Source organism: uncultured Chryseobacterium sp., from assembly GCF_913776365.1.
Lineage (GTDB): Bacteria > Bacteroidota > Bacteroidia > Flavobacteriales > Weeksellaceae > Chryseobacterium.
The window spans coordinates 1-23,459 of the sequence record NZ_CAJYMO010000065.1; the positions used below are offsets into that span (position 1 = coordinate 1).

General features: G+C 45.9%; 21 protein-coding genes. 9 read left to right on the forward strand and 12 right to left on the reverse strand.

Going from position 1 to position 23,459, the window contains the following annotated elements; translation table 11 throughout:
* Window positions 1-189: 189 nt before the first annotated feature.
* Together clpP and dnaG are read right to left on the reverse strand one after the other, a co-directional pair.
* On the reverse strand, window positions 190-873 hold the full coding sequence (clpP, locus tag QZ735_RS03320; protein WP_294244152.1) for an ATP-dependent Clp endopeptidase proteolytic subunit ClpP: 684 nt from the start codon (window positions 871-873) through the stop codon (window positions 190-192).
* A 113-nt stretch (window positions 874-986) separates the two neighbouring features.
* Window positions 987-2,966: a DNA primase gene (gene dnaG / locus QZ735_RS03325; RefSeq protein ID WP_294244154.1), complete on the reverse strand. Its 1,980-nt coding sequence runs from the start codon at window positions 2,964-2,966 to the stop codon at window positions 987-989.
* 284 nt (window positions 2,967-3,250) lie between these two features.
* On the opposite strand from dnaG, the gene tsaE reads away from it, so the two are divergent.
* The 6 genes from tsaE (at window position 3,251) to QZ735_RS03355 (ending at window position 9,330) form a co-directional block, all read left to right on the forward strand.
* Complete coding sequence (tsaE, locus tag QZ735_RS03330) at window positions 3,251-3,658, forward strand: tRNA (adenosine(37)-N6)-threonylcarbamoyltransferase complex ATPase subunit type 1 TsaE (RefSeq protein ID WP_294244157.1); 408 nt, start codon at window positions 3,251-3,253, stop codon at window positions 3,656-3,658.
* Between the two features lie 69 nt (window positions 3,659-3,727).
* On the forward strand, window positions 3,728-4,921 hold the full coding sequence (locus QZ735_RS03335; RefSeq protein ID WP_294244159.1) for an alanine dehydrogenase: 1,194 nt from the start codon (window positions 3,728-3,730) through the stop codon (window positions 4,919-4,921).
* A complete protein-coding gene (locus tag QZ735_RS03340; protein ID WP_294244164.1) occupies window positions 4,921-5,292 on the forward strand; it encodes a hypothetical protein in 372 nt (123 codons plus the stop codon). Before QZ735_RS03335 ends, QZ735_RS03340 begins: the two co-directional genes overlap by 1 nt.
* 118 nt (window positions 5,293-5,410) lie before the next feature.
* Window positions 5,411-6,181, forward strand: coding sequence for a histidine kinase (locus QZ735_RS03345; RefSeq protein ID WP_294244167.1), 771 nt, complete (start codon window positions 5,411-5,413; stop codon window positions 6,179-6,181).
* On the forward strand, window positions 6,159-6,869 hold the full coding sequence (locus QZ735_RS03350; protein WP_294244170.1) for a LytTR family DNA-binding domain-containing protein: 711 nt from the start codon (window positions 6,159-6,161) through the stop codon (window positions 6,867-6,869). Before QZ735_RS03345 ends, QZ735_RS03350 begins: the two co-directional genes overlap by 23 nt.
* A gap of 172 nt (window positions 6,870-7,041) precedes the next feature.
* A complete protein-coding gene (locus QZ735_RS03355) occupies window positions 7,042-9,330 on the forward strand; it encodes a cation:proton antiporter (protein WP_294244174.1) in 2,289 nt (762 codons plus the stop codon).
* Window positions 9,331-10,323: 993 nt separating this feature from the next.
* Here QZ735_RS03355 and QZ735_RS03360 read toward each other — a convergent pair.
* Complete coding sequence (locus tag QZ735_RS03360; protein ID WP_294244177.1) at window positions 10,324-10,830, reverse strand: GNAT family N-acetyltransferase; 507 nt, start codon at window positions 10,828-10,830, stop codon at window positions 10,324-10,326.
* A 40-nt stretch (window positions 10,831-10,870) separates the two neighbouring features.
* Window positions 10,871-11,464, reverse strand: coding sequence for a Crp/Fnr family transcriptional regulator (locus QZ735_RS03365; RefSeq protein ID WP_294244180.1), 594 nt, complete (start codon window positions 11,462-11,464; stop codon window positions 10,871-10,873).
* 91 nt (window positions 11,465-11,555) lie between these two features.
* Between QZ735_RS03365 and QZ735_RS03370 the strand changes: the two genes are divergently transcribed.
* The gene (locus tag QZ735_RS03370; RefSeq protein ID WP_294244183.1) at window positions 11,556-12,242 is read left to right on the forward strand and encodes an HAD family hydrolase; all 687 of its coding nucleotides are present in this window, start codon (window positions 11,556-11,558) and stop codon (window positions 12,240-12,242) included.
* A 102-nt stretch (window positions 12,243-12,344) separates the two neighbouring features.
* On the opposite strand, the gene QZ735_RS03375 is transcribed toward QZ735_RS03370, so the two are convergent.
* The 8 genes from QZ735_RS03375 to QZ735_RS03410 all read right to left on the reverse strand — a co-directional run bounded on the left by QZ735_RS03375 (window position 12,345) and on the right by QZ735_RS03410 (window position 22,135).
* Entirely contained in the window at window positions 12,345-14,747 is a 2,403-nt protein-coding gene (locus QZ735_RS03375) for a prolyl oligopeptidase family serine peptidase (protein WP_294244185.1), read from the reverse strand.
* Between the two features lie 311 nt (window positions 14,748-15,058).
* Window positions 15,059-15,487, reverse strand: coding sequence for a DoxX family protein (locus QZ735_RS03380; protein ID WP_294244189.1), 429 nt, complete (start codon window positions 15,485-15,487; stop codon window positions 15,059-15,061).
* Between the two features lie 68 nt (window positions 15,488-15,555).
* Window positions 15,556-16,431: a GTPase Era gene (era, locus tag QZ735_RS03385; RefSeq protein ID WP_294244191.1), complete on the reverse strand. Its 876-nt coding sequence runs from the start codon at window positions 16,429-16,431 to the stop codon at window positions 15,556-15,558.
* A 240-nt stretch (window positions 16,432-16,671) separates the two neighbouring features.
* The gene (locus QZ735_RS03390) at window positions 16,672-17,511 is read right to left on the reverse strand and encodes a sugar phosphate isomerase/epimerase (RefSeq protein ID WP_294244193.1); all 840 of its coding nucleotides are present in this window, start codon (window positions 17,509-17,511) and stop codon (window positions 16,672-16,674) included.
* A 29-nt stretch (window positions 17,512-17,540) separates the two neighbouring features.
* Window positions 17,541-18,944: a carbohydrate porin gene (locus tag QZ735_RS03395; RefSeq protein WP_294244195.1), complete on the reverse strand. Its 1,404-nt coding sequence runs from the start codon at window positions 18,942-18,944 to the stop codon at window positions 17,541-17,543.
* Between the two features lie 4 nt (window positions 18,945-18,948).
* Window positions 18,949-20,196, reverse strand: a complete 1,248-nt coding sequence (locus QZ735_RS03400; protein ID WP_294244198.1) for a sugar MFS transporter — start codon at window positions 20,194-20,196, stop codon at window positions 18,949-18,951.
* Window positions 20,193-21,101, reverse strand: a complete 909-nt coding sequence (locus QZ735_RS03405; protein WP_294244200.1) for a carbohydrate kinase — start codon at window positions 21,099-21,101, stop codon at window positions 20,193-20,195. Before QZ735_RS03405 ends, QZ735_RS03400 begins: the two co-directional genes overlap by 4 nt.
* Window positions 21,102-21,133: 32 nt before the next feature.
* Window positions 21,134-22,135 carry a LacI family DNA-binding transcriptional regulator gene (locus QZ735_RS03410; RefSeq protein WP_294244202.1) on the reverse strand — a complete coding sequence of 334 codons (1,002 nt, stop codon included), beginning with the start codon at window positions 22,133-22,135 and terminating at the stop codon, window positions 21,134-21,136.
* Window positions 22,136-22,583: 448 nt separating this feature from the next.
* Between QZ735_RS03410 and QZ735_RS03415 the strand changes: the two genes are divergently transcribed.
* The gene (locus QZ735_RS03415) at window positions 22,584-23,042 is read left to right on the forward strand and encodes an AraC family ligand binding domain-containing protein (RefSeq protein WP_294244203.1); all 459 of its coding nucleotides are present in this window, start codon (window positions 22,584-22,586) and stop codon (window positions 23,040-23,042) included.
* 84 nt (window positions 23,043-23,126) lie between these two features.
* A complete protein-coding gene (locus QZ735_RS03420; protein ID WP_294244206.1) occupies window positions 23,127-23,438 on the forward strand; it encodes an AraC family transcriptional regulator in 312 nt (103 codons plus the stop codon).
* The last annotated feature ends 21 nt before the right edge of the window (window positions 23,439-23,459 follow it).

Below are 23,459 nucleotides of genomic sequence, written 5' to 3' on the forward strand. Positions count from 1 at the left end.
TATTATGGCAAAATTGTCAAATTATCCTCAATAAAATCAGATAAATAATACAAATCTTTTTTAAACATACTCTAAACGGCCAACAGATAGATAGATGCTTCCTGATTTTTTTCAGAACAGATAAAGCCGGGACAAAAAAAGAAAGCGCACCTTAAAAGTGCGCTTTTTATTATCAATGATTACAGCCGTTTATTTTTCTTTTGACCGCTGAAGTACTTCGTCTACCATTCCGAAATCTTTCGCTTCGGTAGAAGTCATCCAGTAATCCCTGTCTGATGCTTTTTCCACCCATTCGTAAGTCTGCCCGGAATGATCTGAGATGATATCATATAACTCCTTTTTAAGCTTCAGCATTTCTCTCAGATTGATCTCCATATCGGAAGCAACTCCCTGAGCTCCTCCTGACGGCTGGTGGATCATCACTCTTGAGTGCTTTAGTGCAGAACGCTTACCCTTTTCACCCGCTACCAGCAGCACAGCTCCCATGGAAGCAGCGATTCCGGTACAAATGGTGGCTACGTCCGGCTTGATGATCTGCATGGTATCATAAATTCCCAATCCGGCATATACACTCCCTCCAGGGGAATTGATGTAGATCTGAATGTCTTTTGAAGAGTCTGAACTTTCAAGAAACAAAAGCTGGGCGGTAACAATATTGGCTACCTGGTCATCGATTCCCGTTCCCAGGAAAATGATCCGGTCCATCATCAGACGTGAAAACACGTCCATCTGGGCTACATTCATCCTTCTTTCTTCCATAATATACGGAGTAAGGTTAGTTGGACCGTACATATTCATATACTGATCGGTGGCAAGACCGCTGTTTCCTAAATGTTTTGTGGAGAAATCTCTGAATTCTTTTTTAATGTCCATATTTCTGTTGTGTATTGTTACAATTTTATAAAGATCATATTACAACTTTTATTCCTAAAAATTTACATGACTTTTTGTCACTGCCTGTACTCAGGAACTCCCGTAATGACCGCTTATCTGTCAGTATAAATGCCTGTAACTGCAGAATAATTCAGCAGCCTGGAAAGTTCTATCGAGACCAGGGTCAGCATCTGGATTTTTTTCAGCAGTTCGAAATATTTTGTTTCATCGCCTTCGGTATGCACGGTGAGCTCTTTCTTTGTTTTTACGATCAGGAAATTGACATACCGGAATTTATGCACCAGAATATCCCCTGCTACCTGGTCGTGGATGCGGTCTCCGTAATTCGGCGAAAAGATATTCCGGGTGGTCCAGTCGTTCAGTTCACTGTAGATATTCATAGAATTGACGGCGGCTTTGCTGAGTTCTTCATCCATCAGCCCGAAAAAGAAATTGCCTTTTCTCAGCTCTTCTTTTTCGATGCCTTCTTTAATGTATTCCACAATCTTTTTGTTCAGTTCTACCTGGAACTCATAGCCGTCTTCTTCAAAATGATGGAGGATTTCCTCGATTACCGTGATTTCGTAAGCCTGCTCGTCCGGCGTTTTGCGTTGCAGGATGATATCCCCGAAATTGAGCATATGGTTAATGAGGTCATTTTCCAGTTTGGTCACATTAAAAAGTACCGGATCCACATAGTCCGCAGGGGCTTCCACAATCTCCAGTTTTACCGGCTGCTGCGCCTCTGCCCTCACCTGTGTTTTCTGGATCTGGTTCCGGGTTACCTGTTTCTGGACATCAAGCTCGTTGAAAAGGCTCTGCTCGGAGAGGCCGAACTTATTGGAAACCTGCTTCAGGTACACTTCCCTCTTCAGCGCATTCTGCACGAAAGAAACCGATTTAACGATATCACGGATGGCCTCCGCTTTTTTAATAGGGTCGTCACCAACTTCCTTCAGCAGAATTTCAGCCTTGAAATCGATGAAATCCATAGCCTGTTCCTCGATGAATCGTTCCACATATTCCTGCGGATGTTTTCTGGCAAAGGAATCCGGATCATCACCGTCCGGGAAAAGGAGTACCCTGATGTTCATGCCTTCCGTAAGCAGCATATCAATGCTCCTGAAGCTGGCTTTGATCCCGGCATTATCACCATCAAAAAGAATGGTTACATTTTCCGTAAGCCTTTTGATGAGCTTGATCTGCTCAGTCGTCAGGGAGGTCCCCGAACTGGCTACCACGTTTTCGATCCCGGACATGTGCAGAGAGATCACATCCATATACCCTTCTACCAGAAGGCATATATTTTTTCTGGAAATGGCCTGTTTGCTCTGGTTCAGTCCATAGAGGACATTGGACTTATGGTAAATTTCCGTTTCCGGTGAATTGAGGTATTTTGCGGTTTTTACATTGTTTTTCAGAATCCTTGCGCCAAATCCCAATACCCTTCCCGAAAAGCTGTGGATTGGAAAAATCACCCTTTCGCGGAAACGGTCGATTCCTGAAGGCGCATTTTCCGGAAAAATAGAAAGTCCGGACTTTTCAAGGATCTCTTTATTATAGCCTTTCTCAAGTGCATATGCTGTAAAGGCATCTTTTTTCTCCGGGGAATACCCTAACTGGAATTTCCTGATGATTTCATCTTTCAGCTCACGTTCCCGGAAATACGAAAGACCGATGGATTTCCCCTCCTCAGAATCCCACATGAATTCCTGGTAGTAATGATTGGCCACTTCATGGATCTTGTACAGCAGGTCCCGCTCCGTATTGGCCTGCCGGGCTTCAGGGGAAAAATCTTTCTGGTCTTCCTCGATTTCGATTCCGTATTTTTTTGCGGCATGGCGCAGCGCTTCGGGATAGGTGAAATTTTCGATTTCCATCAGGAACGAGATCGCCGTTCCGCCCTTTCCCGTTGAAAAGTCTTTCCAGATCTGCTTGGCGGCAGAAACCACGAAACTGGGTGTTTTCTCATCATGAAACGGACTGAGCCCCTTATAATTGGAACCGGCTCTCTTCAGCTGGACATATTCACCAACAATCTCCTCTACGCGGATGGTAGAGAATATTTTATCTATTGTCTGTTTGGAGATCATATGCCTGAAAATGATTAAAAATACGAACCCCGTAAAACAGGGAAATCTTCACAAAGGTACTATAAAAAAATCAATTTCCCTCATAGCTCCAACCTTTATTACCATACACAAACGACTGTACGACAACACTTTAAAAATAATATTTTCGTTAAAAAACATATAACCGGCTGATTCATTACCATTTATATATTTTATCATTACCAGGGTTACACTGCGCTGTTTTTCATGATTGCATTTTCTTTTTTACCTGTGAAAATTCAATAAATAAGTATCTTTGCTTAAAAATGAAATTCTCGATCCACCATATTGAAGACTGGCAGAATATTGCGGAAACCGTTGTTGCCGGATTGCAGCATCCCGTTCTCCTGCTGAAAGGGAATCTGGGTGCCGGAAAAACCACCTTTACCCAGTTCCTGCTGAAAAACCTGGGAAGTTCAGATGAAGTCAGTTCCCCTACCTATTCCATTGTCAATGAATACGCAACACCCAAAGGGAAAGTTTATCATTTTGACCTGTACCGGCTGAAAAATATTGAAGAGGTTTACGATATCGGGATTGAAGAATACCTGGACGATGCTTTCCTGTGTATCATTGAATGGCCTGAAGTCTATGAAGACGAACTGTACGGGATCCCTTTTCATGAAATGAGCATCAACAATACCGGAGACCGCCGTGAGATTTCATTCGCGTAAATATTATGTATCTTTGCTTCTGAATTTGAATGTAACCTAACGATTTGTAAGAATTTAATTAATTAAAGGATGAGCACGACAAACATTTTTACTCCTTTTACCGAAGAAGAACTGATACCGAAAGAAGAAAAGCTGGAGGTCATTAAAAAAGGCAAACAGTTCAGCATCGGAATCCCTAAAGAGACTTCCCTGAATGAGCGGAGAACCTGTATCACGCCTGATGCAGTACAGGTGCTGGTGGAATGTGGCCATGAAATCATCATTGAAGCAGGTGCCGGCGAATGCTCGTTCTTTACCGACCTGCAGTATTCCGAATCCGGGGCAAAGATCACCAATGATCCTAAAGAAGCTTTCGGCCAGGACTTAATTTTAAAAATCAATCCGCCTACCGAGGAGGAAATCGATTATATGAGACCGAACACCTATCTGGTTTCGGCGCTTCAGATCAATTTACGGGATAAGGCCTACTTCCTGAAGCTGGCTGATAAAAAAGTAAATGCCATTGCTTTCGAGTTCATTGTGGATGAATACAAACAGCTGGCCCTGGTAAGGCTGATCGGTGAAATTGCCGGAACGGTTTCCATCCTTTATGCGTCTGAGCTGCTGGCCTTGTCCAACGGGCTCATGCTGGGAGGAATCACCGGGGTTCGCCCGGCAGAAGTTGTGGTGATAGGCGCCGGGATCGTAGGGGAATTTGCCACCAAAGCAGCCATAGGTCTTGGAGCGAGTGTCAGGGTTTTCGATAATTCACTCTCCAAGCTCAGAAGACTCCATACTCTGGTGGACAGCAGGGTTCCCACTTCCATCATCGATCCGAAAGAACTGAAAAAGGCATTACGAAGAGCCGACGTAGTGATCGGAGCGCTCCCCAGGTTAAACATGACCCCGATTGTTACTGAAGATATGGTAATGAAGATGAAAAAAGGAAGTGTGATCATTGATATTACCATCGATAACGGGAAAGTCATCGAAACATCCGAACTTACCACGATGGAAGATCCTTACATCATCAAGCATGGCGTTATCCATTGCGGATTGCCGAACCTGACTTCCCGCATGCCAAGAACCACGACCAAGGCCATTTCCAACTTTTTCTTATCCTATATTTTGCATTATGACGAAGAAGGCGGCTTCGAGAACATGCTGGTCCGCAAAAATGAAATGAAACAAAGCCTTTACATGTACAAAGGAAGGCATACCAAAAAAATCATCTGCGACCGTTTCGGGCTCACCTATCACGATATCAACCTTTTAATTTTCTAATGAAAAAACTTAAATTTTATGCCATCGGACTGGTGCCGGGGTGTATTTTTGTCTTCTTTATCCTCAATAAAAAAGGAGCTAGCTGCAGCGGCTACCTGCCCAACAGCCGGGTGATTGCGGAAACTCTTTCCAAAGATTTCACCTATTCCGGTCCGTTCAAAGCGCAAATGGCCCAACTGAAAATCAATGAAAAATTCCTGAGGGACAGCATCATTACCAAAGGCAAAATTGATTTCGACAGGAGCCATGCCCAGAAAAAGCCCTGTCCGGACTATCTCCTTACCTATCCTGAAACCCAGCCGGTCTATGAAATCACCTTTGAGAAATGTGAGGAAAAAGCTACGCTGAATTCCTTAAAAAAATTAAGATAGAACGAACTGATCTCGCAGATTGATCTCGCGGATTGATCTCGCGGATTGACCTCGCGGATTGACCTCGCGGATTTATAATCCGTGAGATTAATAACATAAGATCATCAATCAAACATCCATGGAAGGGAATTATTACATGATTCAGGATTACCTGATCTTTACCGGTGTTTTCGCTGTCTTCCTTTTAATGACGGCCAGCTTCTTCCTGTTTACCCGCAACCGCAGTCTCAGCAGGAAAAATGCCCGGCTTACCTCAGCCCATAAGCTGGTGGAACAGCGACTGAATGAAGTGCAGCTGGAGCATATCGGTACCAAGCTCAACCCGCACCTGTTCAAAAACATCCTGAATTCCGTCCAGTCGCATGCCTATCATACCTATATGTCACTGGACAAGCTCGCGAATGTACTGGACTACATTCTGTATGAAAGCAACAACAAATTCGTCAGCCCTAAAGAAGAACTGAATTTTGCCCTCAGTCTGATCGAGATCAACAAAATCAAAATCAATCCGCTGTTTGATTTCAGGATCAAATCAAAAATCAATACGTCAGACGAATTGTATGAAGAGAAAGTATTCGCTCCTTTACTATCAGTGGACCTGATTGAAAATGCTTTCAAGCATACTGATTTCCTTGCACAGGATTCTTTTATTTCCATTCAGCTCGAACTGGAAAGCAGAATTTTTATGATGAAGGTCAGCAATAAGGCTTCTGTAAAAAATATGCTGGAAAAAGAAAAAAGCGGATTCGGGAGCCAGTCACTGGACCAGCGGCTGAAGATGATTTACGGTACTGCTTACACGCTCCAGAAACAGTCAAAAAACGGTATATTTACAGCAGAACTAACCATTAATCTTGGCGAATTTTATGATAAAATGCGTTATTCTTGATGATGAACTGCTGGCAATCAGCTATCTGAAGCTTCTCTGTGAAGAAATGGAAGACGTAGAAGTGGTGAAGGCATTTAATGATCCCGGAATTTTCCTGCATGAAATCGGAAATATCGACTGCAACCTCTGCATCCTGGATATCGAGATGCCCGGAATCAGCGGCCTGCAGGTAGCCGAACGGATCTCAGGCTCAAAAAAAATCATCTTTACTACGGCTTATAAGGAGTATGCCGCCGAAGCGTTTGATCTCAATGTTGTGGATTATGTACGGAAACCGATTAAAAAGGAGAGGCTGCTGCAGGCTTTTGAAAAAGCAAAGGAAGTTCTCGGAAACCCGGGGTTTAAAGATTTTATTGAATGGAATACCAACATCGGCAGGACGGTACTTTTCACCGACCGGATTGCCTGTATCAGAACCTCCGAAATCGACAGCCGTGACAAGGAAGTACTCCTTACCGACGGCAGTACCCTTGTTCTTAAAAACCTTAATTTCAAGACGCTCCTTGAAATGCTTCCTTCAAAAAATTTCGCTCAGGTCAACAAGAAGGAAATCATTGCCCTGCCATGCATCAAGGTATTCTCAACCCAGGAACTCATTACCACACTTCCTGCTGAAAACGACAGTTTTTTGAAACTGCAGATCGGTGATGCCTACAGAAGCGCCCTGATGGAAAAATTTGGCAAATGAGCAGTACATGACATGATCTCGCGGATTTTAAACCGTGAGATAGCATTCACGGATTTTAAAGCCGCGAGATCACCTTTTCGTTACATTTTTCAAAGTCTTGGTTACATTTTCTGAAACAGGCGTTCCGGCATCCATATATTCTTAAGAACTTTGTACATCAACAAAAGGAATTATGAGATTGGGAAAATACAAAACCGTTATTTTTTACATCAGCACCATCGCTTTTTTTTCAGGGCTGATGTACTGTTTTTTTGTAGAAGGGAAGACACTGGAAACCGGGGAAAGCATTGCCCTTCCGAAAACCACCGGCTCTACGATGTGGGAAAACTTCACCGATTCTTTTCTCACCAACCTTCATCATCCGCTGGCTTTGCTTCTGGCCCAGATTGTCACCATCATTATGGTGGCCAAGCTGTTCGGATGGATCTGTGTAAAACTGAAACAGCCTTCCGTCATCGGTGAAATGATTGCCGGGATTGTTCTTGGCCCGTCTCTTTTCGGACTGTACTTCCCGGAGCTTTCGGCATTTATTTTCCCTAAAGAATCGCTGCCGAACCTGCAGTTTTTAAGCCAGATCGGCCTCATCCTTTTTATGTATATCGTCGGCATGGAGCTGGATCTCAGCGTACTCCGGAAACGGGCGCATGATGCCGTAGTCATCAGCCATGCCAGCATTATTTTCCCTTTTGCCCTGGGGGTAGGCCTTTCCTATTTTATTTACAAAGAATTTGCACCGGATGGCATTCAGTTCAGCTCCTTCGCCCTCTTCATCGCAATTGCCATGAGCATTACGGCATTTCCCGTACTGGCAAGGATTGTACAGGAACGGAATCTGCATAAAACCAAAATAGGAACCGTGGTTATCACCTGCGCTGCCGCCGATGACATTACGGCGTGGTGCATCCTGGCTGCAGTTATTGCCATTGTAAAGGCCGGGTCTTTTTCAGGTTCCCTGTTTGTTATCCTTATGGCCGTTCTGTATGTTTTTATCATGATCAAGGCGGTGCGGCCGTTCCTGAACCGGATTGCCGAAGCCCAGAAAGGAAAAGGATTTATCAGCAAATCACTGGTAGCCGTATTTTTCCTTATCCTGATTATCTCTTCCTATGCCACGGAAGTCATAGGGATCCATGCGCTGTTCGGAGCATTTATGGCAGGAGCCATCATGCCGGAAAATATTAAATTCAGAAACCTGTTTATTGAAAAAGTGGAAGATGTGGCGCTGGTCCTTCTCCTTCCGCTATTTTTTGTGTTTACCGGATTAAGAACCCAGATCGGATTGCTGAACGACCCGCATCTCTGGAAAATCGGCGGCTTCATTATCCTGACGGCCGTTACCGGAAAATTTGTAGGAAGCGCTCTTACCGCAAGATTCCTGAAAATCAGCTGGAAAGACAGCCTTACCATCGGTGCCCTGATGAATACCAGAGGGCTTACCGAACTCATCGTACTCAACATCGGATACGATCTCGGAGTCCTCGGGCCGGAACTGTTTGCCTTACTCGTCATTATGGCTCTATTCACCACTTTTATGACAGGACCGTGCCTTGATCTCATCAATTACCTGTTCAAAGGCAGATCCTCAATGACAGAAGACGACAGCGAAGCAGAACATGCAGCCGGATACCGCGTCCTCCTTTCCTTCGAAACTGCCGTTTCCGGAAGTGCACTGCTGAAGCTGGCGGACAACTTCACCCGCAAAATGAACGGCAACAAAAGCATCACAGCCATGAATATTGCTCCCGTTGATGAGCTTCATCCCTTTGATATCGATCATTTTGAAACCGAACAGTTTAAAAACGTCATTGAAACTTCACAGGAGCTGGATCTTGAGATCACTACCCTTTTTAAGGCTTCTACCGATATTGAAAGTGATCTTACGGGTATTTCCAACCGCGGAAACTATGACCTTTTGCTTATTCCTCTCAGAAAATCCATGTATGAAGGCAGCCTGCTGGGAAGACTATTGGGATTTACCACCAAAATCATCAACCCGGAGAAACTCCTGAACACCGTAAAAGGGAAAGGAAATATTTTTAACAACTCACCTTTCGACGATTTCACCCTTCAGATTTTAGATAAAACCCAGATTCCGGTGGGTGTCTTCGTAGAAAAGGATTTCCGGGCGGCAGACAGGGTCTTCGTCCCGATTTTCAACCTCAGCGATTTTTACCTGTTGGAATATGCCAAAAGACTGATCAACAACAACAACTCCCAGATCATTATCCTTGATGTGGCCGGACAGATCCGTAACAATATCGAAGTCAGGGAACTGATCCGCAGCATTGAACAGGTAGCACCCAATCATATCACTTTATATAACGAGAAGAAAATCGAAAAAGAATTCCTTACTTCTCAGGACCTGATGATCATCAGCAGCAAAAGCTGGAAAAACCTGATCGACTCCAAAAGCCTGTGGCTCTCGGACATCCCCTCAACGCTGATCATCAGCAGTCCCTGATGGCAGGCGGTGAATCGTGTTATCAGCAGGGAATCAAACTCAGGCCTGAACCAGAGATAGCCTGAAATATAACCTCTGTAACAGGATTCACCGTAGGTCTTTGGTCAATAGTCAATTCCTGCGGGTCAATGGTCAATTCTTAACTTCAGTCCGTAATTCACCGCTGGCGCAAGCTTCCAAGCTTGTGCCTACCAGACAGCCAGCCTCAAATTCACCGTCTGCCTTTTGTCAATGGTCAATCCGCTGCGCTGGCCAATTGTCAATTCTTAAAATCAGCCTGTAACTCACCGCTGGCGCAAGCTTCCAAGCTTGTGCTCACCAGACAGACAGCCTCAAATTCACGGTCTGCCTTTTGTCAATGGTCAATCCGCTGCGCTGGTCAATGGTCAATTCTTAAATTCAGCCTGTAATTCACCGCTGGCGCAAGCTTCCAAGCTTGTGCCACCAGAAAGCCAGACTCAAATTCACCGTCTGCCTTTTGTCAATGGTCAATCCGCTGCGCTGGTCAATGGTCAATTCTTAACTTCAGCCTGAAAATTCACCGCTGGCGCAAGCTTCCAAGCTTGTGCCTACCAGACAGACAGCCTCAAATTCACCGTCTGCCTTTTGTCAATGGTCAATCCGCTGTGCTGGTCAATGGTCAATTCTTAACTTCAGCCTGAAAATTCACTTGCGGAGCAAAGTTCACCATTCACCATTCACTCTTGGTCAATAGCTAATTTCAATCTCCTCTGAATTCATCAGCGGAGGCAGGTTAAACCTATAAGGTTTTGAAAACCTTATAGGTTTTTTACGTAAAAAAGGTTGTTTCAGGAAATCAGCCGCATCAGGAAACGGATGCCTAGCCCCGATAGAAACGGCATCCTTTTTCTGCGGCAGGAAAAGTGAAGGCAGAAAAAGATACAGTGGATAGCGGGAAAAAGCTCCTGAAAAATAAGGTCCGGGACATCAATGGCAACCTCTGCCGGAAATCCAGCAGTCAGAAAATGAAAATTACTGACCGATTCTTTTCCCGAGGATCACCAGGGTCCTTTCCACACCATCCAGCACCGCCACATCCGGAAAAACGCCCCAATCCTCAAAACCGAAATGGCGGAACAGTTTCAGACTGGGCTCGTTATGCAGGAAGATGAATCCCAGCAGCGTCTTCACGCCAAAATCAGGCGCATGATCGATACAATATTGCAGCACTGTCTTTCCATAGCCCTTTCCCCGGGAATTTTCTGACATATAAATGCTGATCTCAACGGTGCCGTTATAAGCCGGCCTTCCGTAAAAGGAAGAAAAGCTGACCCATCCCAATACGCTACCCTGTGTGTCTTCCACCATCCACAACGGTCTTCTGTCAGCTGAATGCTCATGAAACCAGCTGATCCGGCTTTCCACGGAGACCGCTTCCGTATCAGCAGTAACCCTTCTTGAAGGGATGGTGGAATTGTAAATTTCCACAATTTCCGGTACATCTTCCAGGACTGCATTCCTGAACACGAGCTCTTCCATACGCTGACATCAATTTTCCGCAAAGATACGGGAAGATTTTTTATTTGCCGTTTTCTTCCCGGTTGCCGTTGTTATCCTGGTATTCCTTCAGCGCCCGGTTCAGGCTCCTGACGCTGATGCCGAGATAAGCCGCCATATCTTCCTTGGAAATTTCCATTTCCCTGGATTTCAGGTCCAGGAGCTGGCCGAGTGTATGTTCTGAAGTGTGCAGCTGCTGATAAGAAGCGCGGCTGGACGTATTGACGATGCGTTCAGCAAAGACATCAAGCAGAAAGTTGTTAAGCCTCAGGTCATTTTTGAGTAAAGCCTGGAAGTAAGGGATCGCCATTGCATAGACGGTAACTTCCGTAATGGCTTCAATGCTGCAGAGGCAGGGAACATTTTTAATCACCTCGATTTCCCCGACAATCTCGCCTTTCCCGAGAAATTCAACAATGTATTCCTTATCGTTTTCCTCTACGAAATAACATTTGGTAATCCCGCTCCCGATCAGCATGATCTTCGTGGAAACTTCATGCTGGGTAAGGATTCTCTCACCCTTAGCATAGGATTTCAGCACAATATTCTCTCTGTGGCTCTGGTTCCGGTACAGTTCTTCCAGATAATCCAGAAATGGTTGGTTCGTTCGCAGCATAATAATGGCCCGGGACAAATGTCCTTTTCGGTTTTGTTTTTAATTCTGAATTTTGATGCCGGAAAAATACAAAATCTAAGTTTAACGTACTATGAATTCTATCCATACCATTGCCTTTGATGCAGACGATACCCTCTGGATCAACGAACCTTACTTTCAGGAGGCAGAAGCAGCCTTCTGCCGGCTTTTTGAAAATGATCATCCCTACCCTTTCGTTGCCGGAGAACTGCTGACGACGGAAATCTGCAACCTGCACCTGTATGGCTACGGCATCAAGGGATTCATGCTGTGCATGGCAGAAACGGCGGTCAGGATTTCCCACGGCCGTGCCCCGCTGTCGCTAATGAGCGAAATTTTGGCCATCGGGCATGATCTCCTGCAGAAACCGGTAGAACTGCTGGAAGGGGTTACGGAAACACTGAACGCCCTTACCGGTAAATACCGTCTGATAGCAGCTACCAAAGGCGATCTGCTGGACCAGGAGCGTAAGCTGAAAAAATCAGGCCTGCTGGCCTGCTTCCATCATATAGAAATCATGAGCGATAAGAAAACGGAGGACTACAGGAAACTCATGGACCATCTGGACTGCCGGCCGGAACACTTCCTGATGATCGGTAATTCGATGAAGTCTGACATACTGCCTGTCCTGGAAACCGGCGGATATGCAGCTTATGTCCCTTATCATGTGACCTGGGCTCATGAACAGCATGACGACACACCTGAAAGTGAACGTTTCATGCAGGTGAAAAATATCAGGGAGCTCCTAAAGTTCCTGTAATAAAAACCGGAGCCATTACTGTGATGACGGACCGCTCATGCATTTCATAAAAACATCCGTTCAGAAGCTGAACGGATGGTAAGGGCAATTGTTATTCTTTTGTTATTTTTTCAGGCATTTTTCAAGGAACCGGTCCTGTTCCCAGAGAAGGTGTAGGATGTTTTCTTTAGCAGCGTAGCCATGGGCTTCTTTCGGAAGCAGTACCATCTTTACAGGGGCCCCCAGGTTTTTAAGGGCCTGGAAATAGCGCTCGGTCTGTAAGGTAAAAGTTCCGGGATTGTTGTCTGCGTCCCCATGCACCAGCAGTAAAGGGGTTTTCATTTTATCGGCATTCATGAACGGCGACATCGCGTTGTAAATCTCCGGTACATCCCAGTAATTCCGCTGTTCGCTCTGGAAACCGAACGGCGTCAGGGTTCGGTTATAGGCACCGCTTCTGGCAATCCCGCAGGCAAACAGTTTGGAGTGCGTAAGGAGATTAGCCGTCATAAAGGCACCGTACGAATGTCCGCCCACTGCTACTTTTTTCCGGTCGATATAACCTAATGCGTCTACTGCATTAATGGCAGCCTCAGCATTGGCGACCAGCTGCGGAATAAAGGTGTCGTTTGGTTCTGTCTTTCCTTCCCCGATGATCGGGAAAGCAGCGTCATCCAGTACGGCATAGCCTTTTGCAGTCCAGTACACGAACGATCCATAGTACGGAAACGTAAAGTCATTGGGATTCTGGGTATTCTGCCCTGCGGTATTTTTGTCCTTGTATTCGGTAGGATATGCCCAGATAAGCAGCGGAAGTTTTTCTATTTTTGCTTGTCTGTCATAACCGGCAGGCAGGTACAGGGTTCCTGTCAGGGTAACGCCATCATTCCGCTTATAGGTAATCACTTCCTTATAAACATCTTTGATACTTTCAAACGGATTGGCAAAGGAAGTTACCGCTTCTGTTTTACCGGTTTTTATATTTTTCCTGAAATAATTCGGATACAGGCTGGAAGACTGCCGGGTCGTGAGGATTTCCCCTTTTGCCGGGTCCAGAATATCGATGATTTCCTCTTTCGCATTTTTGGTATCGGAGGTGTACAGCCTTTTTTTCTTCAGGGTTTTCATATCCATCTCATCGATAAAGGGATGCTGGCCTTCTTTGGTGAATCCGGCACCGATGAGGTATGATTTTCCGCCTTTCATATCCACTACCGATCTTCCATACTGGTTCTTGGTCGTATTAAAATTTCCGGGATCGCTGTACACGTCCTGATAGTTCCGGTCGTCAATGATTTTTGACTGCCCGTTATCAAGGTCAATCAGGTACGATTTCGTGTTCCGCGTGTCATACCACCCTTCGGATACGATGGCATAATGATTATTGCTCCAGCTTATATTTTCATACCGCTGTTTTGTTCTGAAAAAAGATCGTGGGGCTGCAGCAAACGGAGCTTCCCACGTGAAAATCTCATCCCTGAATTCCGCTTCTTTCGACTGGTCTCCTCCGTCCAGGGCTTCCGCATACACCAGCGTGGCCGGCCGGTCGCTCCTCCATCCCATCTCTCTCTTTCCGGTGCGTACGGAGGAGAAACCTTTCGGCATGATCTCATTCAGGGGAGTTTCATTCACCACCTTTACGGCATTCCCGTTCAGGTCATATACCGTTGTGGTCATAGGAAAGCGGCTCAGCGGAACAATATAAGAGAACGGCTTTCTGATGGTGGTGGCCATCAGGTAACTGCCGTCCGGCGAGTAACTCAGGCCGGTATAAAGATCCTGATCCTTTATCTTTTTCAGGGCTCCGTTCAGGTCTGTGCTGTATATCTCAGAAGCGGTAAGGATCTCAAAATTCTTTTCATCCTGCGGGTTTTTCAGAAGATCCTGGTAGGTCCTGTTCTGGGAAACCTTTCCGTCTGTCGTTGAGACAATCGGGCCGGTCGGCAGGTCTTTGCCTGAGTCTATTAATGCAGGCCGGTTCTGCGGAAGTACTTTGATCAGCAGGTTCTGCGAATCCTTGTTCCACACATACGGACTTCCCAGGTTGGCATTCAGGTTATCGGAAGTCACTTTCTTAGCCGCTGCCGTCTCCAGGTCCACAACCCAGAGCTCAGCTCCTTTTGAGGTGGTGTTGGTAAAAGCCAGTTTCTTCTCATCCGGTGAAAAAGAAAGGTAGGCAATTTTAGGGCTGGCAGGTAAATTTTTCACCTGGACTTCGGTTTTGCCATTCAGTTTTCTGACTTTCAGGTTGCTGATATAGGTTATCGTGCTGGAAATATTGGTTAAAGGGTTGATCCTCAAGCCTCCCAGCTTCATCTCCTGCTGACTGAGGTCTTCCAGCGTCTTATACGTAGGGCGATAACTGAAGACGATCCAGTCTTTTTTGCTGTTCATCATAACACTGGGCGGACGTTCATAGTCTGCGAGTCTGAGAATCTCTGCCGACGGCTTCTGGTAGGCTATATTTTCCTGGGCCTCATAGAAGTTGAGAAAGGCCAGCAGGCAGATGGTGAGTTTGATCTTCATTATAATCTCTTTCCGACGAAAATACTGAATTTTATGATGAAGGACAAAGGAGAGAGAAATATAATATCGGAAATTTTGGATGAAAAGATTTGAAGGTGCTGTTCAGCTGTTTGCCTTCCGGATATACCGGATTCCAAAATCTGAAAGGAATTTTCAGGACTGTATAAACCTTAAAAGTTTAAAATGTGCCGTGCGACTCACTATTTTTTGTCTCTCGTACCGGACAGGATGATCCGGATTCATCATATCCATCAATAAAAAAGCAGCAGGAAATTCCTGCTGCTTTTCTACTTTATTGTATTCCGGTATTGCTACCAGTCGTTGGCTCTTTTTCTTTTTTCAATCAGGTAATCCACGGAAAACTTACCGGTTCCGAATACCATCAGCATAAGGTAGATGCCCAGATAGACCAGGCTGAGTTCCTGCTTTTCAAAAGGGTCTGCGGCATGGACTACAAAACCGGCTATCACCATGGTAAAAATCAGGAATCCCAATGCCACCCTGGAAAAAAGGCCCAGGATAAGGAGGATGGAGCAGGCAAACTCAGCGAATACTGTGAGGCCAAGGGTAATCTGAGGTCCCATGCCCAGGAAATCGTAAAAGTCCTTCTTCCCTTCAATCAGCATCTGGAGTTTTGGAAAACCGTGGGAAAGCATGGCAAATCCGATGAATACCCGCACTGCCAGTAAAATAATATCTTTCAAAACCGAATGGGATTGTGCCGCGTTCAATGAGTTCATTAAGCTAAAATTTGATTAAAGATAATGAAAATTCCCGGAAAACAAAGGCTTTTCCCGTCGATTTTAATCTACCGGTAGCCGAAATTCTTCAGATCACGGTCGTTTTTACGCCAGTCCTTCTTTACTTTGACAAACAGGTTAAGGTGGATTTTTTTATTGAAAAACTTCTCAAGGTCCAGCCTGGATTCGGTTCCTACTTTCTTAATGGCCTCCCCTTTGTGCCCGATGATGATCCCTTTCTGGGTATCACGTTCCACATAAATGATGGAATCGATGAAGATGATTCCTTCTTTTTCCTTGAACTGCTCGGTGACCACCTCTACCGAATACGGTATTTCCTTTTCGTAATTCAGGAGGATCTTCTCGCGGATGGCCTCGTTCACGAAAAAACGCTCCGGTTTGTCGGTATACTGGTCTTTGTCGTAATACGGCGGGTTCTCCGGCAACATGGATTTGAGCTTTGGCAGAATGACATCCGTATTAAAGGCATTGAGTGCCGAAATAGGCAGGATTTCCGCCTTCGGGATGCGGTTGTGCCATTCTTCCACCAGTTTTTCCAGGCCTTCCTGGTTGGTCTGGTCTACCTTATTCAGCAACAGCAGTACCGGCACGGGAATCTTATTGAGTTTATCGATCAGGAATTCAGACGGCTCCGCCTTATCCGTAACATCTACGATGAAAAGGAAGACGTCGGCATCCTGAAGGGAATCTTTTACAAAATCCATCATTTTTTCCTGAAGCCCGTATTTCGGATCGAGAACGCCCGGTGTATCGGAAAATACGATCTGCAGATCCTCTTCGTTATAAATCCCGAAAATCCTGTGTCTCGTGGTCTGCGCCTTCTGCGTGACAATCGCCAGCTTCTCCCCCATCAGCTGGTTGAGTAAGGTTGACTTTCCCGCATTGGGTTTACCCACTATGTTTACAAATCCTGCTTTGTGCATAAAAAATTATATTGTGAACTGCAAAGTTAATAAAAACAAAATTGGTCTCCTGAAATAAGTCTGCTTTTCCGGACGGATCAGGTGAAATAAATATCCGGCTCTGCTGAAATCATCAGGACGGCACCGTAAATTAACCGGTTTATTCTGAAAAGTGTGAGACGAAATTCCGGTAACCCGCTTACTCCCTTCCTGCCTCTATCTATTTTCCAATCCGAGTTCACGTCAATTTACTTCACACAACTACAGGCAGTACGATTTCATGAAGGCAAGGCTTCCTCTGGCCAGTTCTTCGGCATCATGAGGCGATTTCTGCCATAAGGAAACCATCTGCTGCATTCCCGGGACGGATGATGAAAAATTTTCCAGCACCAGGTTCCCGGTGAAGTCGATCTCCTGCAGTGCCCGGAACAATTCTTCCCAGTTCACGGTCCCTTCGCCCGGCATGCCGCGGTGCGATTCCGTTATATGGAAATGCCTGAGCCTGCTCCCGGCAGCGATCACGGGATCATGGAAATTGTTTTCCTCTATGTTCATATGAAAAGTGTCCAGGTGGACGAAAAGATTGTCTTTTCCGGTTGCATGGATCAGGTCCAGGACATTCTGCGCCGTATTGCATACATAGCTTTCATATCGGTTGATGGGTTCAATGGCAATACCTATTCCTTTTTTCCCTGCATAATCTGCCACATGGCTCCAGACCTGCGTAATAATAACCGATTCCTCTTCCGTCAGCGGATTGCCGGAGAATACGCCGATTCCGCCGTGAAGCACCCCGCACAACAATTCGCTTTCCAGAGCCGAACTCAGGTCTACTGCCCTCCTGATCAGCTGTTCGGCAGCTTCAGGATAAAAAGCGATATGGGCTTCTTTCGGCAGGTTCAACGAACAGGCCACATTCAGATGGTGGTCATCCAGCTGTTTTCTGACTTCAGTAGCATTGAGGTCCATCGAAGGCGGCAGCAGGATTTCAATAAGATCGAAGCCCGCACCGGCTGTTTTTTTGATGGCATATTTTCCGGCTTCGGGAGTCCAGACCGGTGTGATCCAGGAAAGCAGCGAGGCGCCAAACTGTATTTTCATAAGCGTTGATTTTTTTATTGATTAAAGATTTAAAATACCCACCATTCGGTTCTTATTCCCAGATACGTTCCGTACCTCTTGGGCCCGGAACCCTGCAGAAAGGGTGAATAGAGGCTTTTCATGGCTTCATCATTGTAGCGGGAAAGTTCGGCAATCAGCCGGATATGCGGACGGGCCCAGACACTTCTTTCCGCTGTCGGCACAATGGTGGGAGCCAGCACCAGCTTTACCATGGAAGCAGGATCCTGAATCCCGTTTTTCCGGACTCCGTAATGCAGTTCAGACAGGATATGAAACCAGTTGTTTACATAGTAGGTGGCCCGCACCCCGGTATTGAATTCGGTTTTTTTGTTGAAAATTTCCCTCCTGTAATAATCCATGGCTTTATTTTCACTGTCCGAGCCGCCCTTGCTGGCTGTAAACACGGCATACCCGTTCAGCGACCAGCGGCTGGAGAGGTTGAAGAGCACATGTTCAACGGCGGTAAAGGAATAAGCGCCTCTGTACGTCCGGGTATTTTCGTCCGGGGCGCCGTAGGTTCTCCAGGTCTGGGTATTTCCGTTATCGCCGCCGTTGGCAATACCGTTTCCATATCGTACGGAGAACTGGTTGAAGGATCCGGGAAGTGTTGTTTTGATTCCTGTATTGAGTTTTGCGCCCAGTACCCAGCCATTGTCTGCCGGATATTGTTCCATTGCATTTTTTCCGGTTTCATCCACATGATGGAATTCCGCCATCAGTTTCAGGGCATTGTTCCTGAACGGCAGGGTGTGTTCGAGTACGAAGACTTCCCGCTGCCTGTAGATCAGGCTTTTTGATCCGCTGATGATGTTGGTATAGGAATACGGCGTCGAATTGCTGGCCGCCGTATCGATCACTGCCGGGAAAAACATGGAGAACCGGGTATTTTTATGCCGGACCCCCCAGCCTGTCGCTGAATGGTCGTCAAAATAAAAATAATCCGCGATATGGATGTCGTCATACCTCAGCCACCGGGAACCGGCCCATACGTCCCAGTTGCTTCCCATAATATTCCGTGCCTCCACAAACGCTTCCGGCAGTGCGACGATCATTCCCTGGTTGGATTTGGTGTCTACATTGCCCAGAAAGGTTCCGCCGGAATAAAAGCTGAGCCTCGCCTGCATGTCGATCTTGGTGCTGCGGGCACTGTCGCCTCCGGTGACCGGAGTGAAATGGAAAGCCGGCAGGAAATCCACATAGTCACCCTGATCCATCCTTCCTCCGAGGGAGCCCTGGTTGTTCAGGTTCAGCTGGCGGCCGGTTTTCCCGTCGGCGTTGGGTGAGTAGCCGGCCCCGATTCTTCCCGTTGTCCCGAAAGAAAACTTCTTATTGGTAATGACAATCTGGGCATACGTTACCTGGCCTGCCAGCAAAATAATGGCCAGCAAGCCTTTCAGCATGGTATTTTTCATCAGATTACTTCAGTGTTTTGGGACGGTAGAATTTCAAGGCAAATAATATAATCACCGCATAACAGATGATCGGGAGCAGATACGCGTGGGCCACATCCGTTTCTGCAATACGGCCCATCAGCGGCGGAAACACCGCACCCCCGAACATGGCCATCACCAGGAAGGAAGACGCCTGATGGACCTTATTCCCCAGCCTTTTGAGGCCCAGGCTGAAGATCGTTGGGTACATCACGCTCAGGAATAAATTCAGGAGAATCAGGCTGACAAAGGATGCCCATCCGAAACTTTGTGAAATCACCAGACACAGGATGATGTTGCAGGCGGTGAAAATAGCCAGCAGCTTATTGGGAGCAATATAGCGCATCAGGAAAGTCCCTACAAACCTGCCGATCATCATCATGGCCATGCTCAATGAGAAATAATAGCTTGCCTGCGTTTCCTGAAGATGCATTTTTTCCACACCATAGTTGATGAAAAACGCCCAGGTTCCGCCCTGTGCGGCAATATTGAAGAACTGCGCCACAACGGCCCAGATAAAGTGCCGCTGTTTCCATAGCGGCGCATCCGGATTGCTTTCAGAAAGCGGATGGGCAGTGCCTTGGGCATCATCGGACAAATCATGTTCACCGGCATGCGGATCCTTAAGGTCCGGCACTTTAATGAACACAAAAATCAGCGCCAGGGATACCACTACGATCCCGATCCAGGTATACAGGCTCTTCACAGAATCCAGCGAATGGCTTTCGCCGGCAGCCCCGAAGATGAAAATTCCTCCCAGAAGCGGTCCTACAATAGCCCCCAGACCATTGAAAGACTGCGCGAAATTAACCCGCTGGTCGCTGGTCTTTTCATTTCCGAGCGCTGCAACAAAAGGATGGGCTACGGTTTCCAGCGTGGCCATCCCCAACGCAAGGATGAAAAGGGCAATCCTGAAAAAACCGAAAGACTCCCGGTTTGCCGCCGGTACAAACAGAAAGCATCCGCTGGCAAATAAGACCAGCCCGAGGATTACGCCCATTTTGTATCCGAACCTTTTCATGAAATACCCGGCCGGAATTCCCATCAGTGCATAGGCCCCGAAAATGGAAAGCTGTACGAGTCCGGATTTTGACTTGGAGATATGCAGGACATTCTGGAAATGCTTGTTCAGGACATCTCCCATGGTAAGGGCAATGGCCCAGAAGAAGAAAAGGGACGTCACAAATGCAAGTACTACGGCGTACTTCTTCTCGGTAAATTTAGCGGTATTCATAGGGCTATTGTACTTTTGTGCTTAAACTGCTGAAATTCTTCCGCCTCATATTCAGGGCAGGCTCCTGCTTTGGATGTAATAAACGCGCCCAGGGCAGTAGCTTCGGCCATGATCAGTTCCGGGCTGCTGCCTTTGATCCTTTCGGAGACAAATCCCGCGAGGAAAGAATCCCCGCTTCCTACCGTATCAGCGATTCTAACCGGCACGGCGGGAAAACCATAGTTCTGGTTTCCTGTAAAGTAGCGGGCTCCTTTGCTTCCTTTGGTCAGCACGATTTCCCTGATGTTGAAATGTTCCTGGATATACAGGGCACTTTCATCTTCGCTCCTGTATTCTTCGCTCAGGAACTGCATGATCTGCCGCATTTCAGCTTTATTCATTTTTACGATATCTGCTTGGTGAAGAAGCGCTTTGATAAGGTTGACATCGATAAACGGCGGCCTGAAATTAACGTCGAAGATCTTGAGCTTTGCATGATCCAGCAGCCTGAACAAGGTCTCCCTCGTCTTTTCATTCCTGGCAGAAAGGCTCCCGAATATAAAGGCTTCCGCTTCCGAAACCAGCTTCTCATGTTCCGGAAGGAAATCGATGTAGTCCCAGGCAACATGATTGATAATTTCATAAGTGGCTTCATTATGTTCGTCGATATGGGCCACAACGGTGCTGGTAGGATGCTTTTCATCTGTCTGGATGTAGTCCGGCGTAATGCCCCAGCCTTTAATCTGCTGCAACAGCTGCTCGCCGAGATCATCATGACCGACACGGCTGAGCATTTTAATATCCGTTCCTTTCTTATAAATATGATAGGCTGCATTGAAAGGCGCGCCGCCTGCTTTTGATCCGGATGGGAAAATATCCCAGAGCACCTCTCCGAAGCAAACTACATATGGTTTTTGTATTGACATAGGTTAAACGTTTAAGTTATTATTTAAAATTTTTATATGACTGATTTTTTATGAATTAATTCCGCTGCAAAAACGGTCCTTTCCATGCCGGAAGGATTTCCGTTGATCTGGTCGTCCAGCATTTTTACCGATGCCCTGGCCATTTCCTTCAGCGGCTGTTTTACAAAGTCAATCTCCGTCGGGAACAGGGTATAGGCTTCGGTTTCATCAAAGGCAATAACGGATACATCTTCCGGCACCCTGATGTTTTCCTTAATGAAATAGCTGAGCCCGGCCACCGCAAGTTTGTTGCTGGAAAAATAGACTGCGGTCTTCCTGCCGTCGATCACCAAATTCTCCTGCAGCCCTGCATGAATTTCCGCTGCGATATTATGCAGTCCGACCATTACTTTTTTGGTAGCAATTTCTGTTGCTGCCATATAGTGTTCAAAACCGTTCTGCCGGTCCAGCAGGTGCGGAAGCTGGGTATCATACCCCACATAAATGATTTCATCGAATTTTTTCCCTGCCAGAAAAGCGCATACCTGTCCGGAAACTTCAAAATTATTGATCATGATCCCTGCAACATCCACATGGGTAAGGTAACGGTCCAGGGTAACCAGCGGGTACTGGTCGCTGATCATCTTCTGTACGGCTTCATCGGAATCAATTACCGGCGCAATGATCATCCCGTCTACCTGCTGTTCTGAAAAAAGCTCAGTGAGCTTCCTGAATTTATCCGGGTTCTCATCACAGCTTCCGATGAGTAAGGTATAGCCCAGTTTCATGGCTTCATCTTCAATATTACGGGCAATGCCGGAATAGAAATCATTGGAAATGTCTGCTACAATAAGGCCGATCAGCTTGCTCTTGCTCGTCTTCAGGCTTTTGGCGATTTTGTTGGGAATGTAATTGATGGCTTCGGCAATTTCCAGGATTTTCACCCGCGTAGCCTCTCCTATCCTGCTTCCTTCTTTTTTATTCAGGACATAAGAAACCGTAGCTACGGAAACACCGGCCATTTTTGCTATGTCTTTTATGGAAGCTCTCTTCATTAATGAGGTTTAAGGCTGTAAAAATATTTCATAAAAAGGTAATAAAACAACAGGCTTATTTTTTTGCCGGTTCTGAAAATAAATGTATTTTTGCCACTTTTTAAATCCGGATCATATTTTGCAGTAATATACTAATTTACAGAACTTTAATTTACCCACAGCAATTATCCGGACAAAAATTATGTAAAAGAACTAACAATAGTTCGGAAGTTCCGTATTAATTTAGGTTAAACGTTTATGCAAATAATTTTAATAATTTTTTAAAATTCTTGTTTACAGGATCTGCAATCCGCTCATTCCGCACAGTCCGGCTGAGCAGATACTGATTTGATAAGCCAAAGTATCTGCTGTCCTTTTCCTGCATCAGCCGGATTCTATGGCCGGACAATGGAAAAACGGATTTTTACTTTCGTACTTTAGTTCGTATATTGAGCTCATAACCGTATGTATGTCTTCCAAGCCTAAATCCATTCCCCTGCATACTTTTCCTGATGATCAAAGCAGGGGCATCCTCATTCAAAAGTCATCAGTCAAAGATATTGAATCAGAAATCATAAGAAAAACCCACCGGGACAATTACCATCTGTTTTTTATTCTGGAACAGGGTAAGGGAATATTTGAAGTGGATTTCAGGCAATACATGATCTCATCCCCTGCCGTTATGTATATCCGGCCTTATCAGGTACACCGGGGGATTTCTTTTGAAGAAGGGCTGTTCACTACCCTGCTGGTCAGCAATGACAACCTGAATACTGAGTATCATGATTTGTTACAGAAAAAAGTCCCGGCGGGTCCCCTGTTACTGCCTGATGAGATCTTTGGTATTCTGTCAGATGCAATGGCAGTCTGCCTGAAAATAAGTAAAGCCCCTGAAGGAAAATTATACCAACCCGATACTGAAGGATAGCTGCAATGCTCTGATCGGGCTAATGATTTCCCCGCTGTTGGCCGATCCGGACAAGCCCCATTCACTACCCGCTCTGAAGATATCATGAACAGATTTACGTCTTTGCTGGAAGATCAGTTTGATGTACAGAAGTATCCGAAGTATTATGCTGATACACTGCATCTCTCCACCGCCTACCTGAACGAGTGCGCGAAAACGGCTACCGGTAAAACCATCTCTTTCCATATCCAGGAAAGAATTATTCTGGAGGCAAAGCGTCTTTTGTTTCATTCTTCAAAGTCGGTAAAAGAAATTGCCTGTGATCTTGGGTATGATGATTATTCGTATTTCTCGCGGATCTTCAGTAAAGCGACCGGAATGACAGCGTTATCGTTCAGGAAAAAAAGCTTCGGATAATCCTGTATTTCCTTTTTTCTG